At 46.3% G+C, this 22,704-nt stretch carries 17 protein-coding genes; 11 read left to right on the top strand and 6 right to left on the bottom strand.

The features are described 5' to 3' along the window. The 6 genes from AB5903_RS05770 (at position 1) to AB5903_RS05745 (ending at position 5,512) form a co-directional block, all read left to right on the top strand. Positions 1-1,362, top strand: a complete 1,362-nt coding sequence (locus AB5903_RS05770; RefSeq protein ID WP_005654859.1) for a dihydroorotase — start codon at positions 1-3, stop codon at positions 1,360-1,362. Between the two features lie 46 nt (positions 1,363-1,408). Then, positions 1,409-2,302: a vitamin B12 dependent-methionine synthase activation domain-containing protein gene (locus tag AB5903_RS05765; RefSeq protein ID WP_175456003.1), complete on the top strand. Its 894-nt coding sequence runs from the start codon at positions 1,409-1,411 to the stop codon at positions 2,300-2,302. A gap of 71 nt (positions 2,303-2,373) precedes the next feature. Further along, the gene (locus AB5903_RS05760; RefSeq protein ID WP_005654855.1) at positions 2,374-2,859 is read left to right on the top strand and encodes an RNA polymerase sigma factor; all 486 of its coding nucleotides are present in this window, start codon (positions 2,374-2,376) and stop codon (positions 2,857-2,859) included. Between the two features lie 3 nt (positions 2,860-2,862). Continuing rightward, positions 2,863-3,489: a hypothetical protein gene (locus AB5903_RS05755; protein WP_016661342.1), complete on the top strand. Its 627-nt coding sequence runs from the start codon at positions 2,863-2,865 to the stop codon at positions 3,487-3,489. Beyond that, positions 3,477-4,706: a metallophosphoesterase gene (locus tag AB5903_RS05750; protein ID WP_272710221.1), complete on the top strand. Its 1,230-nt coding sequence runs from the start codon at positions 3,477-3,479 to the stop codon at positions 4,704-4,706. The genes AB5903_RS05755 and AB5903_RS05750 overlap by 13 nt, the downstream gene beginning before the upstream one ends. Positions 4,707-4,753: 47 nt before the next feature. After that, positions 4,754-5,512: a 1-acyl-sn-glycerol-3-phosphate acyltransferase gene (locus AB5903_RS05745; RefSeq protein WP_005654850.1), complete on the top strand. Its 759-nt coding sequence runs from the start codon at positions 4,754-4,756 to the stop codon at positions 5,510-5,512. Between the two features lie 19 nt (positions 5,513-5,531). Here AB5903_RS05745 and AB5903_RS05740 read toward each other — a convergent pair whose 3' ends face one another. Further along, complete coding sequence (locus AB5903_RS05740) at positions 5,532-6,290, bottom strand: DUF4369 domain-containing protein (RefSeq protein WP_005654848.1); 759 nt, start codon at positions 6,288-6,290, stop codon at positions 5,532-5,534. 132 nt (positions 6,291-6,422) lie between these two features. On the opposite strand from AB5903_RS05740, the gene AB5903_RS05735 reads away from it, so the two are divergent. The 5 genes from AB5903_RS05735 to AB5903_RS05715 all read left to right on the top strand — a co-directional run bounded on the left by AB5903_RS05735 (position 6,423) and on the right by AB5903_RS05715 (position 13,031). Further along, positions 6,423-7,655: an anaerobic sulfatase-maturation protein gene (locus AB5903_RS05735; RefSeq protein ID WP_016661344.1), complete on the top strand. Its 1,233-nt coding sequence runs from the start codon at positions 6,423-6,425 to the stop codon at positions 7,653-7,655. A 30-nt stretch (positions 7,656-7,685) separates the two neighbouring features. After that, positions 7,686-9,845 (top strand): S46 family peptidase, encoded by a 2,160-nt coding sequence (locus AB5903_RS05730; RefSeq protein ID WP_005654841.1) that lies wholly within the window; start codon positions 7,686-7,688, stop codon positions 9,843-9,845. A gap of 137 nt (positions 9,846-9,982) precedes the next feature. Further along, complete coding sequence (locus tag AB5903_RS05725) at positions 9,983-12,172, top strand: S46 family peptidase (protein WP_272710216.1); 2,190 nt, start codon at positions 9,983-9,985, stop codon at positions 12,170-12,172. Positions 12,173-12,254: 82 nt separating this feature from the next. Beyond that, complete coding sequence (trxA, locus tag AB5903_RS05720) at positions 12,255-12,551, top strand: thioredoxin (RefSeq protein WP_005654838.1); 297 nt, start codon at positions 12,255-12,257, stop codon at positions 12,549-12,551. 9 nt (positions 12,552-12,560) lie between these two features. After that, positions 12,561-13,031 (top strand): co-chaperone YbbN, encoded by a 471-nt coding sequence (locus AB5903_RS05715; protein ID WP_005654836.1) that lies wholly within the window; start codon positions 12,561-12,563, stop codon positions 13,029-13,031. A gap of 170 nt (positions 13,032-13,201) precedes the next feature. On the opposite strand, the gene AB5903_RS05710 is transcribed toward AB5903_RS05715, so the two are convergent. The 5 genes from AB5903_RS05710 to AB5903_RS05690 form a co-directional block, all read right to left on the bottom strand. Next, on the bottom strand, positions 13,202-14,053 hold the full coding sequence (locus AB5903_RS05710) for a histidinol-phosphatase (RefSeq protein ID WP_016661346.1): 852 nt from the start codon (positions 14,051-14,053) through the stop codon (positions 13,202-13,204). 71 nt (positions 14,054-14,124) lie between these two features. Further along, the gene (abc-f, locus tag AB5903_RS05705; protein WP_016661347.1) at positions 14,125-16,014 is read right to left on the bottom strand and encodes a ribosomal protection-like ABC-F family protein; all 1,890 of its coding nucleotides are present in this window, start codon (positions 16,012-16,014) and stop codon (positions 14,125-14,127) included. Positions 16,015-16,092: 78 nt separating this feature from the next. Beyond that, the gene (locus AB5903_RS05700; RefSeq protein ID WP_016661348.1) at positions 16,093-16,902 is read right to left on the bottom strand and encodes a DUF3805 domain-containing protein; all 810 of its coding nucleotides are present in this window, start codon (positions 16,900-16,902) and stop codon (positions 16,093-16,095) included. A gap of 261 nt (positions 16,903-17,163) precedes the next feature. Beyond that, positions 17,164-19,134 (bottom strand): SusD/RagB family nutrient-binding outer membrane lipoprotein, encoded by a 1,971-nt coding sequence (locus AB5903_RS05695; protein WP_016661349.1) that lies wholly within the window; start codon positions 19,132-19,134, stop codon positions 17,164-17,166. A 24-nt stretch (positions 19,135-19,158) separates the two neighbouring features. Then, entirely contained in the window at positions 19,159-22,356 is a 3,198-nt protein-coding gene (locus AB5903_RS05690; protein WP_016661350.1) for a SusC/RagA family TonB-linked outer membrane protein, read from the bottom strand. Positions 22,357-22,704 lie beyond the last annotated feature (348 nt).

Here is a 22,704-nt window from a genome sequence, read left to right as displayed (position 1 = left end):
ATGAAAAGAACACTGATACACAACGCTACGATTGTCAACGAAGGACAAAGCGTACAAGGCTCGGTAGTGATAGAAAACGGGCGCATCGCCGAAGTACTTACCAACTGGAAGCCTCTTTCCGCCCCTTGTGAAGAAGTGATTGATGCAACAGGCTGCTACCTGCTGCCCGGCATTATCGATGACCATGTGCATTTTCGTGATCCGGGTCTTACCCATAAGGCAGATATTCTGACGGAAAGCCGTGCAGCGGCTGCCGGCGGGGTGACTTCCATTATGGACATGCCCAATACCAATCCGCTGACCGTAACGTTGGATGCCTTGAATGCCAAACTCGACTTGCTGAATGAGAAGTGTATCGTCAACCATTCCTGCTACTTCGGAGCAACCAACAACAACTATACGGAATTTGACAAGCTGGACAAACACCGCGTTTGCGGCATCAAGCTGTTCATGGGCTCCAGTACCGGTAATATGCTGGTGGATAAAATGAACAGCCTGCTGAATATATTCAACGGTACGGATATGCTGATTGCCGCCCATTGCGAAGATCAGGAAACAATAAAAAACAATATCGAGAAATACAAGCAAAAATATAAAGGAGCGGATGACATTCCCGTCAGTGCCCACCCCAGTATCCGTTCCGTTCCGGCATGTTATGCCTCTTCCGAACTGGCTGTCCGTCTGGCAAAGATTGCCGGAGCGCGCCTGCACATCCTGCATGTTTCCACAGCCAAAGAACTGCAACTGTTCAGTGACGAACCTTTGGCAAACAAGAACATCACCGCTGAAGCATGTGTAGCGCATTTACTTTTTACGCTGACGCACTACAACAGTCTGGGCGCACGCATAAAGTGTAATCCTGCCGTTAAACGAAAAACAGACCGGGAAGCACTGCGGACCGCTGTCAACTCAGGACTGATTGACGTTATCGCCACCGACCACGCCCCTCACTTGTTGAGCGAGAAAGAGGGCGGGGCTTTGAAAGCAATGTCCGGTATGCCTATGATACAATTCTCCCTTGTCAGTATGTTAGAACTGGTGGACGAAGGAGTGTTCTCACTGGAAACGGTTGTTCAGAAAATGTGTCATGCACCTGCCCGGATATACGGTATTTGCCAGCGTGGATATATCCGTGAAGGCTATCAGGCGGATTTAGTGCTGGTACGCTCTAACTCTCCCTGGGAAGTCACTACCGACAAGATTCTGAGCAAATGCGGCTGGAGTCCTTTGGAAGGGCATACGTTCAACTGGAAAGTAGAAAAAACGTTTGCCAACGGACATCTTATTTACAACGGCAATACTGTGAACGATTCTTACCGCGGTGAAGAGCTGCGGTTTGATTATCCGTCGGCAGGAGCATAATATAGTATTATCTATTCAGAGCATAACCTTATATAGAGATTATCAATTGCCAACTATCAATTATAAAATCCATGAAGTAAGCCCCTATATCAACTGGATTTATTTTTTCCATGCCTGGGGCTTTCAACCCAAGTTTGCAGCAATCGCCAACATTCACGGTTGCGATTCCTGCCGCGCCATGTGGCTTGCGGCTTTTCCGCAAGAAGAACGCTCCAAAGCCGCAGAGGCTATGCAATTGTTTAAGGAAGCCGGCAGAGTACTCAACCGGTTGGATGAGAAAATTTCGGTGCAATGTATTTACAGGCTATGCAGTGCCAATGCAGAGGGAGACAATCTCATCATCGAAGATACGGTGTTCCCTCTGCTCCGCCAGCAGACACCTCATCCGGACGGAAGTCCGTTTCTCTGCCTGAGCGATTTCATACGGCCTCTTTCATCCGGAGTGCCGGATACGATAGGGCTTTTTGCATCTTCCGTCAGTGCGGAGAGCGAAGGATGTTATAAAGACGATCCTTATAAGCATCTTCTCGTACAGACCCTGACAGACCGGCTTGCCGAAGCCGCAACAGAAAAGATGCACGAATATGTGCGCAAGACAGTCTGGGGATATGCTCCCGATGAATCGCTTTCCATTCCGGATTTGCTGGTTGAGAAATATCAGGGCATCCGTCCGGCAGTAGGCTATCCTTCCCTACCCGACCAATCCGTAAACTTTATATTGGACGAATTGCTGGATATGAAACAGATAGGCATTACGCTCACCGAAAACGGAGCCATGTATCCGCATGCTTCTGTCTGTGGTCTTATGTTTTCACATCCCCAGTCACGCTATTTCGCCGTAGGCAAGATTGGTGAAGACCAGTTGGAAGATTATGCCTGCCGGCGCGGTAAACCGATTGAGGAAATGCGAAAGTTCCTGGCAGCAAATTTAAAGAGTTAAATGTTGCAAGTGTGATTTTCCGGTTTCTCTTACGACAAACAGAATAAAAGCGATTCGAGCAAGCATACACAATGGAAAATGTAGAACAAGAGTTTCTGTCCGTCATACGGGAATATGAGCGCGTCATCTATAAGGTGTGTTACCTGTACACCACTCCGAACGCGACTCTTAATGACCTGTATCAGGAAGTAGTGCTCAATATATGGAAAGCGTTTCCTAAATTCAGAAGGGAATGTAAAATCTCGACGTGGATTTACCGTATCGCCTTGAATACCTGTATCAGCTTCATACGGAAAGAAAAGAACATTCCGGAGATTGTCACCCTCACCCAGGAAGCCGACCGCAGCGAAGAGGACGACGAAACGCAAGCCATGTTACAGCAACTCTACCGGATGATAAACCGGCTGGGACAGTTGGAGAAGTCTATCATCCTGCTTTATCTGGAAGAAAAAAGCTATGAAGATATTTCCGAGATTACCGGACTGACCGTAACCAACGTGGCCACCAAACTCAACCGTATTAAAGACAAACTGAAAAAGATGAATAAGGAGGATTAATATATGGAACTGGACGAACTGAAAAAATCATGGAATGCCCTGGATGCACAGTTGCAAAAGGAACCTATTGCCGATGAGAAACAGATAAAAGAACTGATTGCAAATTATAAAACAAATACCCGGCACAGTTTGGGACGACTCGTTATCCTGCAACGCTTCTCACTTGGAACAGGTGCGGTAGGATTGGCTGTCATCCTGCTGGTGTGGTTCTTACTGCCTACCTTCGGTTTCAACGAGCATTTGCAGAACAAGATAATTCTGTTTCTGATTTTCATTACCGTAACTATTCTCAGCGGTATGTGGTGGGACTGGAAAACCTACCTTTGGAACAAGAACACCCACATAGACGAAATGTCCGTAGCCGAAGTGAGCCGACGCATGACCAGATTCCGTAACTGGACCCGTTACGAAATATGGGCAGTAGCTGCCTGGACCGTTATCTTCACCATACTGTTCTTCTGGATAATGGATTACTATACACTGCCTCTCATGATACAAGCCGTCTTGCTCGGTTGCTACATCATCCTGGATGCACTTCTTATTTATTTCATATATAAAAAAGTCGTTTACAAACACCTCGACAGCATTAAAAAGAACATAGAAGAATTGAAAGATATATGCACCGAATAACTCTCATACTTATCTTATGCCTGCTTTTACCGGACATGTACATCTACTTGGTGTACATCGTAAAGAGAACACGTAACATACTTTGGCGCAGTGTGTATTGGCTTCCTACAGTTGTGCTGGTAGCTATATATATGTATTACATCTATATGACAGGTGACAATGCGCTTTCACGCCATCCGCAAGGCATCGGCAGGCTGGCAGTGACCGTAATGCTGTTTGCCGTCCCGAAGACGGTATTCATGCTTTGTTCGCTGTTTGGCATATTGATGCGGGGAATCAGCCGCCTTTTGTCATTCATCATTTTCCATACGCCGTTCAGGAATCCCCGTTTTCCTTTCGTTGCCCACCGGCTTCCTTACACACTTCTCGGATTGATATTGGGGATAATCGGTTTTGCCAATATCCTTTACGGAGCCATTGCCGGTATCACGCGCTTTGAGATAAAGAATGTCGAATATCGCTCGCCCAACATTCCCAAAGGTTTTGACGGTTACCGCATTCTTCAGCTATCGGATATACATATAGGCAGTTGGTTAGGAAATCCGGAAGCTATCCGGCGTCTGGTTACGCTGGTGAACGAACAGCAAGCGGACCTCATTGTCTTTACCGGTGATTTAGTCAATCAGCAAAGCCACGAACTGGACGGTTTCAAAGAGACACTTTCCCTGCTTCATGCTCCCGACGGAGTATATTCTATCCTCGGCAATCACGATTACGGGACATATTACCGCTGGCATAACAGAAAAGAGGAAGCAGCCAACTTGGAGTATCTAATAGGACAGCAAAAAGATATGGGTTGGGAAATGCTGAATAACGAGCATTGCATCCTATATCATAAGGGCGACAGCATAGCGCTGATAGGTGTTGAGAACGACGGTGAACCGCCTTTCTCACAATTCGCCGATTTATCCAAAGCCATGCAAGGCACGGAAGGCATGTTCCGTATACTGCTCAGCCATAACCCTACGCACTGGCGACGCGAAGTTTTGCCTGATTCGGATATAGAGTTAACCCTTTCCGGACATACGCACGCCATGCAGATGGAAATATGCGGACACTCATTATCTTCTCTCATCTACCCTGAATGGAGCGGTATGTACTACGAAGGCAAACGCGCCCTGTATGTAAATGTCGGTATAGGATACGTAGGTCTGCCTTTCCGCTTCGGTGCATGGCCCGAAGTCACCGTCATAAAATTAGTTAGCGAGAAAGAGTGACAGAATATAAAAAAGACCTATCTTTGTGGCAATAAAATCCACAACCCATGAAAATACTCTACAATATTTACCAGATTTGCTTTGCACTGCCTGTTTTATTGGTCCTGACTGTCCTTACCGCATTGGTCACAATTATCGGTTCGTTACTGGGGGGCGCTCATTTCTGGGGATATTATCCGGGTAAAATATGGTCACAACTGATTTGCTACCTGCTGCTCATCCCGGTAAAGATAAACGGACGCGAGAAACTTCACAAACGTACTTCTTATGTGTTTGTCCCAAACCATCAGGGTTCTTTCGATATTTTCCTGATTTACGGCTTCTTGGGCAGAAACTTCAAATGGATGATGAAGAAAAGCCTGCGAAAGATTCCGTTCGTAGGCAAAGCATGCGAAAGCGCGGGACATATCTTCGTAGACCGTTCCAGTCCTAAAAAAGTACTGGCCACCATGCGCCAGGCAGAGGCTTCCTTAAAGGATGGAGTATCATTGGTAGTATTCCCCGAAGGAGCACGCACATTCACCGGTCACATGGGATACTTCAAGAGAGGAGCCTTCCAATTGGCAGATGAACTGCAGCTGGCGGTAGTGCCCGTTACCATCGACGGTTCGTTTGAGATACTTCCCCGCACGGGCAAGTGGATACACCGCCACCGCATGATACTGACGATTCATGAACCGATTGCCCCTAAGGGACAAGGAGTGGAGAACATCAAGGCAACTATGGCGGAAGCCTATACAGCAGTAGAAAGCAGCCTTCCGGAGAAGTTTAAAGGAATGGTTAAAAACGAAGATCAAGACCGTTGAAGTCTTTCATCCGCACTGCCTACGGTTTATTGGCGGAAGTATCAGTTGAAGCATTTTGCCTGACGCGCTGGTGTTCCTCAATCAACTGCATGTTTTCCTTCGCTTTTGAAAGGAATTCCTTTATCAACTGATTCTGCTTGAATGCCAATGGAGCGGTTCGCATAATATCCTCTATCTGCGGAGTCATGACAGGATACGGTAATGTGCTGCACATCATCATAAACACGCTTGGACCCAAAACATTTTCATTGTTGTCAATGATGAACTGCTTCACATAATTATTCATTTCTTCAACAAGAGTTTCCCCTTCTTTCGCCAGCTCCTTATGGACATCTTCCAAATTGGCTCCGTCCAGCACCATACGCGCCTCTTTGCGGTCGAGCTCCTCTATCTGCAGTTCCAGTGCATTCCGTTTTTCTATAAACTCATACAGCCGATCATTGAGCAATGTCCCTTTAGCTGCCAATTGCGTATTTGAAATAGAGACTTCTATCTTACCGTCTTCCAGTACAAGCGGCATAATCCCTTCATCGTCCATATAGAGAGTTACCATCATCACAGAATCTACAGGACCTTTCATTGAGAAAAGCCCATGAATAACTTCCGCAGAATCGACAGCTACCCACTGCCCGTTCTGAAGAGTTTTAAGAAACAACATTTTTCCATCAAGGCTTGTCACTGAAGAACTGCCTTCCACCTTGTATTTTCGGGCACAAGAAGTGAAAAACACGAGTAAAAGCAAAAGAGGCAAAATACGATTTACACTCATTCTAATCATGCAGGAAACGATTTATGAATTATACGTGGCAAAGGTATTAATATTCCTTATAAACGGGATAGAAAGAAAGGAATTTTCATTTGGTTTACGTATTTTTGCACAATCATAAATATAAAAAACGGAGAAATATACATGTCAACCTATGCTCCTTTTGCCAAACCTCTTTATGTAATGCTCAAGCCCGTAGGGGCTGTATGCAACCTGGCATGCGATTATTGTTATTATCTGGAGAAGTCCAAACTGTATGTAAACAATCCAAAACACGTGATGAGCGATGAACTGCTGGAGAAGTTCATTGAAGAATATATCAATTCGCAAACAATGCCTCAAGTATTGTTCACCTGGCACGGCGGAGAAACCCTAATGCGCCCGCTGGCCTTCTACAAAAAAGCGATGGAACTGCAAAAGAAATACGCCAACGGACGGACGATTGACAACTGCATACAAACCAACGGCACACTGCTCACCGACGAATGGTGCGAGTTCTTCAAAGAGAACAATTGGCTGGTGGGCGTATCTATCGACGGGCCGCAGGAGTTTCATGACGAATACCGTAAAAACAGGCTTGGAAGACCATCCTTTGTCAAAGTGATGCAAGGCATCAACCTGCTGAAAAAGCACGGAGTAGAATGGAACGCGATGGCGGTAGTAAATGACTTCAACGCCGACTATCCCCTTGAATTCTATCATTTCTTCAAAGAAATCGGTTCTCATTATATCCAGTTCGCTCCTATCGTAGAACGCATCATGCCGCACCAAGACGGACGCCATCTGGCCTCACTGACCGATAAGGAAAAAGCTACGGAACTGGCGGACTTCTCCGTTAGCCCGGAACAATGGGGAAACTTCCTCTGTACCCTGTTCGATGAATGGGTGAAACAGGATGTAGGTACTTACTATATCCAGCTCTTCGACTCCACCCTTGCCAACTGGGTGGGCGAACAGCCGGGCGTATGTTCCATGGCAAAGACCTGCGGACATGCCGGTGTAATGGAATTCAACGGTGATGTATATGCCTGCGACCACTTTGTATTTCCGGAATACAAGCTAGGAAACATCTATCAGAAAACACTAGTGGAAATGATGTACAGCGAACGTCAGCAAGCCTTCGGACAGATGAAGCAAAAGTCTCTCCCCACCCAGTGCAGGGAGTGCGAATGGCTGTTTGCCTGCAACGGTGAATGTCCTAAAAACCGCTTTGCACATACTGCCGACGGCGAACCCGGACTGAACTACCTGTGCGCCGGCTACCGGAAATTCTTCAAGCATGTGGCTCCTTACATGGATTTCATGAAGCAAGAGCTGATGAACCAGCGTCCGCCTGCCAACATCATGGATGCTATCCGGGAAGGAAGATTCAATTAAAAATCATATAGTAAATTAACAACAAAAAAGATGAAAGTAACGAAGTATTTGATTGCGGCGGTCGCCGTACTGACAGTCTGCTCGGCACGTGCAGACGAAGGAATGTGGTTACTGCAACTGATGAAGCAGCAGAACTCTATCGACATGATGAAGAAACAAGGACTGAAACTTGCAGCCGATGATTTATACAACCCGAACGGAGTATCGCTGAAGGATGCCGTCGGCATCTTTGGCGGTGGTTGTACGGGCGAAATCATCTCACCCGAAGGACTGATTCTCACCAATCACCACTGCGGCTACGGTGCTATCCAACAGCACAGCTCAGTGGAACACGATTACCTGACAGACGGTTTCTGGGCAAAAAGCCGCAATGAAGAGTTGCCTACTCCGGGATTGAAATTCCGTTTCGTACACCGCATTGTAGACATCACCGACCTCGTAAACGCGAAAGTCAAAGCCGGAGAAGTGACGGAAGTCGATGCATTGACCGCCCCGTTCCTCGGCAAACTTGCCAAAGAAGAACTGGAAAAGAGTGATTTGAAAGGCAAACCGGGCATCGAGGTAAGAGCACTTCCTTTCTATGCGGGAAATAAATTCTACCTGTTCTATTACAAAGTGTACAGTGACGTACGCATGGTAGCCGCTCCCCCTTCCTCGGTAGGTAAGTTCGGCGGTGAAACCGACAACTGGATGTGGCCGCGCCACACGGGCGACTTCTCCATGTTCCGCATCTATGCCGATGCCAACGGAGAACCGGCCGAATACAATGCAAGCAACGTACCTTTGAAGACTCCGAAATTCCTGTCCATTTCCATCAAAGGACTGAAAGAAAACGACTATGCCATGATTATGGGATTCCCCGGCAGCACCAGCCGTTACCTCACCCGGTCGGAAGTGAAAGAACGCATGGAAGCAGACAACCAGGCCATGATTGACATGCGCGGTGTCCGCCTCGATGTACTGCGCAAGTACATGGATGCCAGCGACAAAACCCGCATCCAGTATGCCAGCAAATTTGCCGGAAGCAGCAACTACTGGAAAAACTCCATCGGCATGAACAAGGCAATTATCGACAACGATGTGCTGGGCACAAAAGCGAAACAGGAAAAGAACTTTGCCGAATTTGCCAAAGGTAAAACCGAATACGAGGGTGTAGTAGAGAGAATCGACGAAATCATTGCCAAGAGAATGCCGGTTACCCGTCAGTTCAACTACTTGTACGAAGCCTTGAGCGGCGCTATCGAATTCGGAAGCCCGTACATGATTATGCATAAGATAAAGACGGCGCTGAAAGAGAAAAACGACTCTTTGCTTGCTGCTTCCAAAGCACAGTTGGAAGAGGTGTTCAACGACATCCACAACAAAGACTACGACCACGAAGTAGACCGTGCCGTAGCCAAAGCCATCCTGCCCGCTCTCGCCCAAAAACTGCAACCTGAACAGTTGCCCGTTTTCTACCAGACTATCCAAAGCAAGTACAAAGGCGACTACAATGCTTTCGTAGATGATATGTACGACAACTCCATCCTTGCCAACCGCACCAACTTCGACAAGTTCATGAAGAAACCTACGGTAAAGGCTATCGAAAAAGACCCTGCCACAGCTTACTCCCGCTCGAAGATAGAAAAGCTGAAAGCCGTTTCCATAGAAGAAAAGGCACTGAGCAACGGTCTTGAGTTGCTGCATAAAGCATACATCCGCGGACTGGGCGAGATGAAACTGCCCGTACCCTCTTATCCGGACGCCAACTTCACGCTCCGTCTGACCTACGGCAATGTGAAAGCATACAGCCCGCGCGATGCCATACACTACAATTACTACACCACCACGGACGGCATTCTTGAAAAAGAAAACCCCGAAGACCGCGAATTCGTAGTGCCCGCCAAACTGAAGGAGCTTATCCTCAATAAAGACTTCGGACGCTATGCCATGGCCGACGGCACAATGCCCGTTTGCTTCCTGACTACCAACGACATCACCGGCGGTAACTCCGGCAGTCCCGTCATCAACGGTGAAGGACAGCTTATCGGCTGTGCATTCGACGGCAACTGGGAATCCTTGAGCGGTGACATCAACTTCGACAACAACCTGCAACGTTGCATCGCACTGGACATCCGCTATGTACTCTTCATTCTGGAAAAACTGGGAGACTGCGGACATCTGATAAAAGAAATGAACATCATCGAATAATGGGAACCCATCCCCAAAAGGGTATGAAAGTGAATGGCATTCGGTCGTATACTGAATGCCATTCACTCGTATACTGAATTCTATTTAGTCGTATATTGAATTTCCCTCTCTCAGAACACCTTCTAACGCATAGTTACATGAGACGAATCATATTATCATTATTCCTTACATCCGGCATCCTTTCGGCACACGCCGACGAAGGAATGTGGATGCTTACCGACCTCAAACAGCAGAACGAGGTTGCCATGACAGAGCTCGGCCTGCTTATCCCTGCCGAACAGATATACAACCCCAACAGCATAGCCCTGAAAGATGCGGTAGTGCATTTCGGCGGCGGTTGCACGGGTGAGGTTATCTCGGCAGAAGGGCTGGTACTGACCAATCATCACTGCGGCTATGGAGCCATCCAGCAACACAGCAGCGTGGAGCACGATTACCTGACCGATGGTTTTTGGGCAATGTCCCGCAGCGAGGAGCTACCCTGCAAGGGACTTACTGTGACCTACATCGACGAGATAATGGACGTGACGGACTACGTAAGCGACCAGTTGCAGATAGACTCTGACCCAAACGGCACAAATTACCTCTCGCCCAAATACCTTGCCATGATAGCCGACCGTTTCCTGTCCGCGCAAGGCATCACGCTGACATCCGGCCGTAAAGCAGAACTGAAAGCATTCTACGGCGGAAACAAATATTACTTGTTCCTAAAGACAACCTACAGCGATATCCGCATGGTAGGTGCTCCTCCCTCTTCCATCGGCAAGTTCGGAGCCGATACGGACAACTGGATGTGGCCGCGCCACACGGGCGACTTCTCCTTATTCCGCATCTACGCCGGCAAGGACGGCCAACCCTCCGCTTACAACCCCGACAATGTGCCCTTGCAGGTAAAGAAGCACCTCACCATCAGCCTCGCCGGCTATCGTGAAGGCGACTTCACGTTTGTCATGGGATTTCCCGGACGCAACTGGCGCTACATGATTTCCGACGAAGTGGAAGAACGTATGCAAACCACCAACTTCATGCGCCACCACGTGCGTGACATCCGCCAGAAAGCCCTCATGGAGCAAATGCTGAAAGACGATGCCGTGCGCATCCACTATGCAAGTAAATACGCCTCATCCGCTAATTACTGGAAGAATGCCATCGGCATGAACGAAGGGCTTGTCCGCCTGAAAATACTAGATACGAAACGCGCACAGCAGGAACAGCTCCTTGCACGCGGCCGTGCCCTGAACGACAGTTCTTATCAAAAGGCTTTCGACCAAATACGCGGCATCGTGAAGCATCGCCGCAATGCTCTCTATCATCAGCAGGCCATTCAGGAAGCATTGGTTACGGGACTCGACTTCATGCGGATTCCGAGTACCGCCGCCCTGGTTTCTGCCCTGAAAAGCAAGGATAAAACCCGGATAAAAACCGCCGCCGACAGTCTGCAAGTTGCCGCCGACAAGTATTTTGCGTCCGTCCCCTTCCCCGAAGTGGAGCGAATTGTAGGGAAGAAGATGCTGCAAACCTACATGAAATACATTCCTGCCGAACAGCGCATCGGTATTTTCAAAGTTATCGACAAGCGTTTCAAGGGAGACAGCGATGCCTTTATCGATGCCTGCTTCGAATATTCCATCTTCGGCAGCAAGGAGAATTTCGCCAAGTTCATCCGCAAACCCAGCTTGTATAAGATTGGCAACGACTGGATGACACTGCTCAAATACTCCATCACCGACGGTCTGTTGCAAACTACCATTGCCATGATGGATGCCAACCGCAACTATAATGCCGCTCACAAGGTATGGGTAAAAGGCATGATGGACATGAAGCGGGAAGCCGGCACACCTATATATCCCGATGCCAACTCCACCCTGCGCCTGACCTATGGACGCGTATTGCCGTATAAACCTGCCGACGGTGTGGAATACGGATATTACACCACCCTAAAGGGGGCAATGGAAAAGGAAGACCCCGACAATTGGGAGTTTGTGGTGCCTGCCAAACTGAAACAATTGTACCAGACAAAAGATTTCGGACGATATGCCATGCCCGACGGCGAGATGCCCGTATGCTTCATCGTGAACACGGACAATACGGGCGGAAACTCCGGCAGCCCGGTGTTCAATGCCAAAGGCGAACTGATAGGTACGGCTTTCGACCGCAACTACGAGGGTCTGATGGGTGACATCGCTTTCCGTCCATCTTCGCAACGTGCCGCCTGTGTGGATATCCGCTATACGTTGTTTATCATAGACAAGTATGCCGGTGCTTCGCACATCATCAAGGAGCTGACGATTAGCGAAGCGGAACCGGACATGACAAAAAGTAATTAGTTATTACTAATTTACAATTGACGGCGAACAATTTCTTCGTTTATCCGTTATATATTCATAAACTATATATAAGACAAAGATTATGGAGAAATTTGAAGAATTAATACAATCGGAAAAACCTGTTTTAGTAGACTTTTTTGCTACCTGGTGCGGACCTTGTAAAGCCATGCACCCCGTGCTGGAAGCATTGAAAGGCGAAATCGGCGACAGAGCGCGTATTGCAAAAATCGATGTAGACCAGCATGAAGAATTGGCTGCAAGCTATCGTATACAGATGGTTCCTACCTTTATCCTGTTCAGAAAGGGTGAAGCTTTGTGGCGTCATTCGGGGGTAATCAGCGGTAAGGAACTTAAAGCCATTATCGAACAAAACTCATAATTAAGAAACATGAAGAAAATCATAACCATGGCGGTTCTCATCTTCTCAAGCATGCTGACTTATGCTTGCACCGGTGGAGCCGAACAGAAACAAGCTGAAACGCAAAAGACTGCCCAGGAGGGTAGCGTAATCGTAATGAACAAAGCCATGTTCATCAAGGATATATTCGATTACGAGAAGTCCAAAGAGTGGAAATATAAAGGCGACAAACCCGCCATCATCGACTTATATGCCGACTGGTGCGGACCTTGCCGGATGACAGCGCCTATTATGAAGGAACTGGCGAAAGAATATGCCGGGAAAATCGTAATATACAAAGTCAATGTGGATAAGGAGAAAGAACTGGCAGCCTTGTTCAACGCCACCAGTATTCCCCTGTTTGTCTTTATTCCGATGCAGGGCGAACCCCAGTTATTCCGCGGAGCTGCCGATAAGGCAACCTACAAAAAGGCTATCGATGAGTTCCTGTTGAAGAAATAACAGCATATACAAGTAAAGAGAATATGCCCAAATAGAGAATGCTCACTGTGTGCTTTTTTTAGGCACGGGAAATCGAAATCTGTGTAATCCCTGCCTAAAAAGAGCATCAGGTGCACGTCTTAATACAATTTTTGAGGAACAAACTACCGGGTTTCTGTTTTACAGGATTCTTATAATACTATCGGCATCTCCTGCCATACCCCGTTGTACATCTCCATCACAGTTTCATACCCTGCCTGCTTTAATGCCCGCAATGCTTCCGGGCGACCGCTGTTAATCCGCTCCGGATAGTGAGAGTCGCTATTGACCTGAACGCGGATACCCAAACCACGCAATAACGGGAAATAACGTCCGTTGGGATAGAAAGTGCCCAAATCATGGTAAGACTTGGTATTGATTTCCACCTGATAGCCTCGTGCGGCAATGTCTTCAAAATACTCTTTCACGAGCGTATCATACCAAACCTCGTCGAGCAGACCGGGACGATAGCAAGCAGCATTATAGTGCATCTTGTCCGCATGTCCCACTACATCGAACCCGCCCAACTCCAGCATACGCCTCAACCGTCCGTAGTACAAGCGCACCACCTGCTCCAAGTCGCCGCCAAACTGCTTATCTACTATCTGCCTGAAAACATCGGCCGGAACATCCACATCCACCACTTCGCCCCGTTCATTATACAGCATGTGCACGGAACCGATGCGATAATCCAGCGGCAGTTCACGAAAACGGGCAGCAGACGGATTGCTCTCTTCATTTAAATAATCTATTTCCAAGCCGAGATAAAGTTCTATCTTTCCGGCATACTTTTCCTTTATCCGATGAAATTCGGCCTGATAGTCGTTCATACGGTCCCACTCCATAGTCCATGCCGTAGAAAAAGGCAACGGGGCATGGGATGAAAAGCCATACGAAGTAAATCCCTCGCTCAAGGCAAACCGCACGAAATCTTCCATGCTGGCACGTCCGTCACAATACAGGCTGTGACTATGATAGTTCGTCAGATTCTTGCTTCTGCTCATTCTCGTATATTTTAGTTAGATTCTTAATTCCGGCGCCTCATCAGTCTGCCGATAAAAACCGGAGCTAGTTCTCAGTTCGACTCTATCTCGCTCAGTTCCAGCCAGCGCATGGTCTTTTCATCAATCAAGTCCGTCAGTTCCGGCAAGCGTTTTGACTTCTCCGTCAATTCCTCTACGGATAGCGCACCGCTGCACAACGCCTCTTCAATGGATTGCTTTTCGGCTTCCAATGCCGCAATCTCCTGTTCGAGTTGTTCAAATTCGCGCTTCTCCTTGAAAGACATACGGCGCTTTTCATTCAGACGCACTTTCGCAGTCTTTTCTTCCTGAGTTTTAGCCGCTTCTTTTTCCTTTTCCTTCTCTTGGGCGGCTTTCACATCCTTCCAGTCACGATACTGCGTATAGTTGCCGGGGAAATCGCGGATGTCTCCCTGCCCGTTAAACACCAGCAAGTGGTCCACCACCTTATCCATGAAGTAGCGGTCGTGGCTCACCACAATCACACATCCCTTGAAGTTCTGCAAGTACTCTTCCAATACGTTCAGCGTAACGATGTCCAAGTCGTTGGTAGGCTCGTCCAGAACCAGGAAATTAGGATTGCGCATCAGCACCGTACACAGATAGAGACGGCGGCGCTCGCCACCGCTCAGCTTATAGACATAGCTGTGCTGCGTTTCAGGCGTAAAGAGGAAATGTTGCAAAAACTGCGATGCCGTCAGACGCTTGCCGTTACCCAGCTCTATCACTTCCGCGATGTCCTGCACCACATCGATGACTTTCATCTGCTCGTCAAATTGCAAACCCTCCTGCGAATAATAGCCGAAACGGACGGTTTCGCCGATGTCCAGCGTACCACTATCCGCCAACTCCTGTCCCATCAGTATCTTGATGAAGGTGGACTTTCCCGTACCGTTATTCCCCACGATGCCCATCTTCTCATAGCGGGCGAAGATGTAGGAGAAATCATCCAGTATCTTCAAGTCGCCAAAGGACTTATAGAGGTGGTCTGCCTCGAATATCTTGCTGCCAATATAGGATGCCTTTACATCCAGCTTTACATTGTCGTTATTGAAACGTTGCTTGGCTACCTTCTCCAATTCATAAAAAGCATCTTCCCGGTAACGTGCCTTATGCCCTCTGGCTTGCGGCATACGCCGCATCCATTCAAGCTCCGTACGATACAGGTTATTGGCGCGTTCTATCTCTACGGTCTTGGCCTCGATGCGCTCTTCGCGTTTTTCCAGATAATAGCTGTAATTGCCCTTGTACTGATATATACAGCGGTTGTCTATCTCGATAATCTCCGAGCAGACGCGGTCGAGGAAGTAGCGGTCGTGCGTCACCATCAGCAAAGTGAGGTTGGTACGGCGCAGATAATCTTCCAGCCATTCGGTCATATCCAGGTCGAGGTGGTTGGTAGGCTCATCCAATATAAGGAGATCGGGTTCGGTGATAAGCGTATTGGCAAGTGCCACACGTTTCAATTGTCCGCCGGACAGAGACTTCACCTGCTGATTGAAATCGCGGATTTTGAGTTGGGAAAGAATTTGTTTGGCTTTCTGCTCATACTCCCAGGCCTTCTCATGGTCCATGCGCACCAGAATTTCATCCAAACCGGGATGCCCTTCCGTCTCCATGCAACGTTCATACTCCTTTATCAGCTCTACGGTACTGTTGCCATGATGAAAACATGCTTCCAACACAGTCAGCTCTTCCGGATATTGAGGGTCTTGTTCCAGATAGCCGACACGTATATCACGTCTGAAAGAGATTGTACCGCCGTCATAGCCTTCTTTTCCGGAAAGGATATTAAGCAGTGTGGACTTGCCGCTGCCATTCTTGGCAATAAGCCCCACCCGTTGCCCTTCGGACAAACCAAAGGATATATTCTCGAATAGTACCAAGTCGCCAAACGACTTAGTCAGGTTTTCCACTTGAAGGATTGAATTTACTGCTGCCAAAACTTATTAAATTGAGAGTTGAGAATTAAAATTGAGAAATTGCCATGCAGACGGCAATATGAATCGGGCAATGGCTTGTCATGAAAGTAAATTCCGGTAAACCTCTGCAAGATTGCAGGGCTCTCCGGCTTTGACTTTGCTCCATACCAATTTCATCGGGTCTATCACGGTATCGCCCGCAACACTCGTCAGAACAGGGGCTTCACGATTGCCGTCGATAAGCGTACGCCATTCCAAGCCGTCTACTTCATTAGCCAAAATCACGCAAAGTGTAATACCCAGCGACAACCATACCTCTTTTTTCTTGGCGCCTATGCTGCCGCTGTCTATGACCTGCTGCATATTGGCTATATCTTCTTCCTGTCCCTGGAAGTCTTTCTTCAACTGCTCTTTTACAGTGGTACACACCCACTCGTATGCTTCGTTTATCCGGTAAATTTCCGATAGGCGCACCGGAATTATCTCTGCCGGATATTTTTGGCCGGCCCGACGGACTTCCAATGAAGCTATGATGCTTTCGGCCTCTGCCACCGGCTCTCCCTTACGCACCGTAAACGAGCATTCAAAAGCAACATCGTCTATCCCAGCTATCCAGAGATGGGAAGTGTAGTATGTTCCTTCTTCCTCGAACATTTCCTTACTGTACGCACAATCCAGACGACCTATTTTCACAAGTGTGGCCGAAGTATTCTCTTTGAGTTCCTGCTTAACGGATTCCCTGCCGTATGCAGTATCTCCCTTATAAGCCGATATACGGAAATTACCGGTCCACTCGTTAGGATTATAAAACAGGAAAGAGCCTTCCCCGTCTTCAAATTCGTTCCAGTCTGCCGGATAAACCATAGAGAACCATGCTCCCGGAGAAATGTATTTCTTACCTTGTTTCATACTTCATTGACTAAATGGGTTCTTTCTTGCAAAAGTAACATTACCGCTGTTGATATGCAAACAAACCCAACAAAAAACAGCCGATTCTCACGAACCGACTGTTCCAATCATCATCTATGAATGAAGACTGTTTAGGTCTCCAATATTTTAATATATCTTATAAATCCATATTTCAAGTGCAAAGATAATCAATGAAATAATATGTGCATCAAGATTTTAAGATATTTAAATTAACATTCTATAAACTAATAAGGTTATGACCTACTTAATGTAACCGTAATACTCATTATCTGTCGCACAATCCCACCAAACCGGACACGACCAAATCGGGTCTGTCATGGCTTGCTTGTTGGATGCCTTTAGCTGAGTCAGATTATAGTTGCTCTCATGAGTACTTTGGCTGAAACGACGGAACCAATAAGTAGGCTCATTCTTAGAAGTACCTACAATCTTGCTGACAGCCGTGAAATCCTGCGGACGGTCGTAATCCACATAGTCATAATCCAAACGGCGCATATCATTCCAATTTTCGGTATTGATACCCAATGCGATAATCTTCTGACGCATAATCTCGAACAAGGTCAGACTGGCAGCATTCTGACATACGGAAGAACTTGCCATATAAGTACTGATTTCACCTTCATCCATCGGCTTCTGATCCGGATTCTTTGTTCCTTCGGCTTCCCATGATTTCAATTTAGCCTGCATACGGTCAAAGTTTGCCTTTATGCCTTTTTGATAGGCATCCAATGCACCATCGGTATCTCCTTTGCGGAAAAGGACTTCCGCCTTGATAAAGCACATTTCCGAATAAGTAAGAATATCGGAATCTGAATTAGGACGTGCATAGAATGTACCCGTACCGCCCACATAGTCTGATTTCGCATCGGTATAGTAATACATATCCGTAGTGTTTCGCCCGCTATTGGCCATACCGTTAGAACGTAAATTTACATAAATAGTATCACCTGCACGCTTATAATCCTTATTATTGCAATATGCAGCCCCCTTTTGATAAAGCACGGTCACATTGTTGCCGTCGACCGTTGTCTGGTGTATGGCCTGAGCATCAGCAATAAATTTCGTCTTTGTTTCATTATCCGCTTTGGATAAATCATAAGTTATCATAAATCCGCCTTTTTCCTTATTATAACCGGTTTCTCCACCCGTTACAAACAAAGCAGCTACCGGACCGCCTTCTGCGCGTGTAGTGGAATGTATCACATCCACCCCGGCATCACGAATCCATTCATTAGCCGTTATTTTACCATCAGCATTCAGTTTCACATTTGTCATCATGGCAGGAACAAGCTTTGACAAACGAGGGTCTTCCGCACCCGAACCACCTGTAAATTTATTAGTCAACAGATTAACATACCAGCGCGTCAGACGTTGTGTCGAACCATATCCGGTACAATCCCAAATAACGGAAGCCTGATAAGGGTCGCTCACCGTAAAATTAACCTCATCCCCTTCCACATTATAATGTTTCATAATGGTGTTGTCATCATTCGATTGAGGAGCAGAGTTCAATGCCGTCAAAATAGCCTCCGGATCATACAAATCCTCTTTCTTGGATAATTTCAGCAAATAACGGGCTTTCAGACCGTAACATAATTTCAGCCACCTGGAAACCTCTCCGCCATTCCATAAATCGCCTGCACTCAATGCGGGAGCCGTGGTGTTCTGCTGCTTGCCAAAATTCTCGATAGCTTTGTCCAGATACCCCATACAGAGTTCATACATGGTTTTACCGTCATCATAGGCCGGATTGGTCTTACCGGTAAACGCTTCCTGAACAGGCAGCTCGCCATGCAAGTCGAGCATCATCATAAATCCCATCGCCTTAATGCAATAAGCTGCACCTTCATAATGATAAGCTCCTTCCGCTTCCGCCTTCTCTATCAAAGGATCGATATTCACACCTGCACCCAGATAAAAATTCTGATAAATAGTGGTACATGAACTTTGGGCAGGATTCCATGATGACAAGAGGCTGTTAGCAGCCGTGCCGCCAGTCTGTGTCATGATACCGGCAATTGTATTGGTACGCATACTGGCTGTACCCCATGCGTAAGCATAATAGTTCTGTATCCACGGCAGGCGAAGCTGCGGTGATACGGTTTCGGAAACCGGATTATCCGGATCTGTATTCACATCCAGGTAGTCCTCGCAAGAAGACATGCCGAACACAAGCGCCAAGCCAAGTGCAATATGTATTAGTTTCTTCATACTCTTATCTTTTTAAATCTGTTATTAGAATGTAAGATTAATGCCAAACGACATGCCGGCTGTGGCCGGAACACCGCAATAGTCGATACCTGCAGAACCGGAACCACCTGTACCGGAACCTGAAACGCATGTTTCAGGATCCATACCCTTGTAGTTTGTCCAAACAAACAGATTAGTTCCCGTAATTGTAGCAGTCAGCCCCTTGATTATATTTTGTTTCTTCAACAAATCCTTGAAATCGTAGGACAAGGAAATAGAACGCAAACGCAGCCAATTGGTGTCAGTTATAAAGTTATAGGCGTTCTTGGCATAATTCTTATAATACTCCTGAATCATATACTTGCCGGAACGGGTAGAGTTACCAACCTGATAAGTTTCATTGGCATTATAGGTAATTGTTTTGGTTTCATAAGACGGTTTTGCAGCAGTACCCGTATTGACAACACCCGTAAATGATACGGATTCTCTGTTTATTGTCTTTGTGCTCAATCCTTTCGTCACGAGATAGTATTCGGTCCCATTATAGATGTCACCTCCCAGACGGATATCGAACAAGAAAGAAAGGTTGAAATTCTTATAGCTGAAACTATTATTAAAACCACCTATCAGCTTCGGTTCACGGTTACCCACAATATTGGTTTCAACTTGCGTATCCTTATACAAACCTGTAGACGGGTCGATAACATTGTACATCTTGCCGTCGGGCCCTTGAGCCGTTTCATACTTATTACCCGTCAATCCCAAAAAATAACCGCCATTGGGTATTGAACCGGCTTTGGCTGCACCGACCTGCGCATCCGTCACATAGAAAATATCCACACCGTCGATAAAATCTCCCAATCGTCCACGGTTACCGGAAAGATTCAATGTCGTTTCCCATTGGAAGTCTTTCGTTACAATAGGTTTACCTGTAATCGAGAGCTCCATACCCTTATTTTCTACCGAACCGCCATTCAGCGTAAGGAAAATGTATCCCGTAGACTGTGCCAAACGCGGTGCACAAATCTGGTCTTTCGTCTTGCTTTGATAGTAAGTATAGTCAAAGCCCAAACGTCCGTTGAAGAAACGCATTTCCAAACCCAATTCATAAGAATCCTGTATTTCAGGTTTCAAACCGACACTACCGCCTGTCCAACTGTTGCCCATACCATATTTGCCACCGTTCAGCGTAGCTACCGGCCACATATAGTATCCCAAAGAATAGGCATCGGCATCTTTACCTACCCGTGCCCATGAACCGCGGATCTTACCGAATGAAAGTACGTTGTTCTTCGGCAGCAGTTCGGTAAACACAAACGAACCGCTTACGGAAGGATAAAAATAAGAACGGTTATTCACCGGCAATGTAGAAGACCAGTCGTTACGTCCGGTCACTGTCAGATAAACAAGATTCTTGTACGAAGCACGGAATTCACCGTAAAGGCCTACCATGCGTTTGCGTACCGTACTCTCTTTGAAATACTGGTTGGCTTTAATAATATTGTTGAAACTGTAAAGCCCTTCCGTTACAAAATTATATCCCCAACGGGTGTTATTCGTTGTCTTCGTAGCTTCTGTAGTAGTACCTACCAGAAGATTCAAATCAAAATCACCGAAAGTCTTATGGAAGTTAGACATCACATTCGTAGTAATGTATTGGTAATTCACATCACCTTTGGACATATAACCGTTCTGATATATCTGCTTGACCGCACCACCCGGACGCCGAAGCGTATTGGAACTGGTAGTGTACTTATCAATACCCGCACGTGCGGAAACATCCCACCAGTCTGTCAGTTTGAGGCTTGCGTTGACTGCACCCGTAAAACGGGATGTTTCGTCCGTCAAAGTATTTTTATTCAGAATCCAATACGGATTTTCAACATCATCCTCCAAATCCTGCAAACCCTCCAATATGCGGTATTTACTACCATCATCATTCAGATAGCGACTCATCTGATCGTCGACAGGCCATCCGTAAACAGCGGTCATTGCACCGTTACCGCCCTGTCCGTACAAACCTGCACTGGTCAGTGTCTTATCAGTACTTGCCTGCGAATAAGAAACGTTGGCTCCTACTGTCAGGATGCCGTATTTCTGTTCACCATTAAAGCGGAAAGTCGTCTTGTCATAACCAGTTGTAGGGATAATGCCGGACTGATGATAATTGGAACCGGATAAATAGAAAGAACCGTTCTTACTACCGCCGGACACACTTACACTATTATCCCAAACACTACTTCCTTGAAAGAAATCATCTATATTATCATAAGCCATACCATCAATCTGATCTCCCCAGGAATCCATCGTCTTATCAATAAAAGCACCGGAAGTGTTATATTCTCCACGGCCATACAGTTTTTGAACTTCCGGTAATTTATTAGCCCATGAATAGGTATATTTACTGCTTACATTCACCCTTACAGCACCCTCTTCACCTTTCTTGGTCGTAATGATAATAACGCCATTAGCAGCACGGGAGCCATACAGAGCAGCAGCCGCAGCACCTTTCAACACGGACATGCTTTCAATGTCTTCAGGGTTAATATCCATTACACGGTTGCTGAAAGTAGTTGCAGTTTTCGTCATGCCATCCGTACCGGAATTACCGGTATTTACTGTAGAGTTATCATAGATAATACCGTCTACAACAAATAAGGGCTGGTTATCACGAGATTCGCTGGCAGAGTTACCGCCACGAATTACAATATTGGAACCGGCACCCGCAGCACCACCTGCCTGCGTAATATTCACACCGGGGATTTTACCAGCCAAAGAGTTTACTACATTCGTTTGCTTGTTCTTCATCAACTCTTTGGAATTAATATCCGAAACAGAATAACCTAACGCCTTTTTCTCTTTCTTAATGCCCATAGCCGTTACAACAACTTCACTCAATGACTGGGTATCATCTTTCAGGGTAACCGTATAGTCGCTTGCCGCTCCTACCTTCACTTCTTCCGTAGCATATCCAACAAATGAGACTACCAATGTGCTACCCACTGGAGCTTCTACCGAGAATTTTCCATCGATGTCAGTAACAGAACCTGTACTGGAACCTTTCACCAATACACTGGCTCCAATAATCGGTTCGCCTGCAACATCCACTACTTTACCTGTGATTGTTTTGGCTTGCTGAGTACTTTGGGAACTTAGTGCATTATCAGCAGCAACAACCGAATATGGCACAGACATCCCAAGCAATGCAAGCAACACTAATGATAAGCAATAATTTCTTTTCATAAGCTCTTTTTTATTTGGATTTATTTGCAAATTTATAAATTAATTCAGCAAATCAAAGAGAGATGTATTTAAAATATATTAAATAAATATTAATATATTTGCTTTTATAATTTTAAAATATTGGCAAATATAAAACAATAAACATTATTATTTCTTATCAGATAAGTAGCGTATATAATAAATGGCTACACGTTTATTATCATTCTGTTAATTCTTTTATCACATTTTTGGAAAATAGAAAATTGCTGAAAAAGCGGCAGTATTATTAACACAATACTTCGGTAAATTTTTACCGAAAGATTAAAAGTTAAACAATAGAACCGGCAAAAGCTGGTTCGGAAACACTAA

The organism is Bacteroides sp. 2201st1_D9_2201SCRN_220225 (assembly GCF_040928965.1).
GTDB lineage: Bacteria > Bacteroidota > Bacteroidia > Bacteroidales > Bacteroidaceae > Bacteroides > Bacteroides stercoris.
This window is presented reverse-complemented; position numbering and strand designations above follow the sequence as displayed.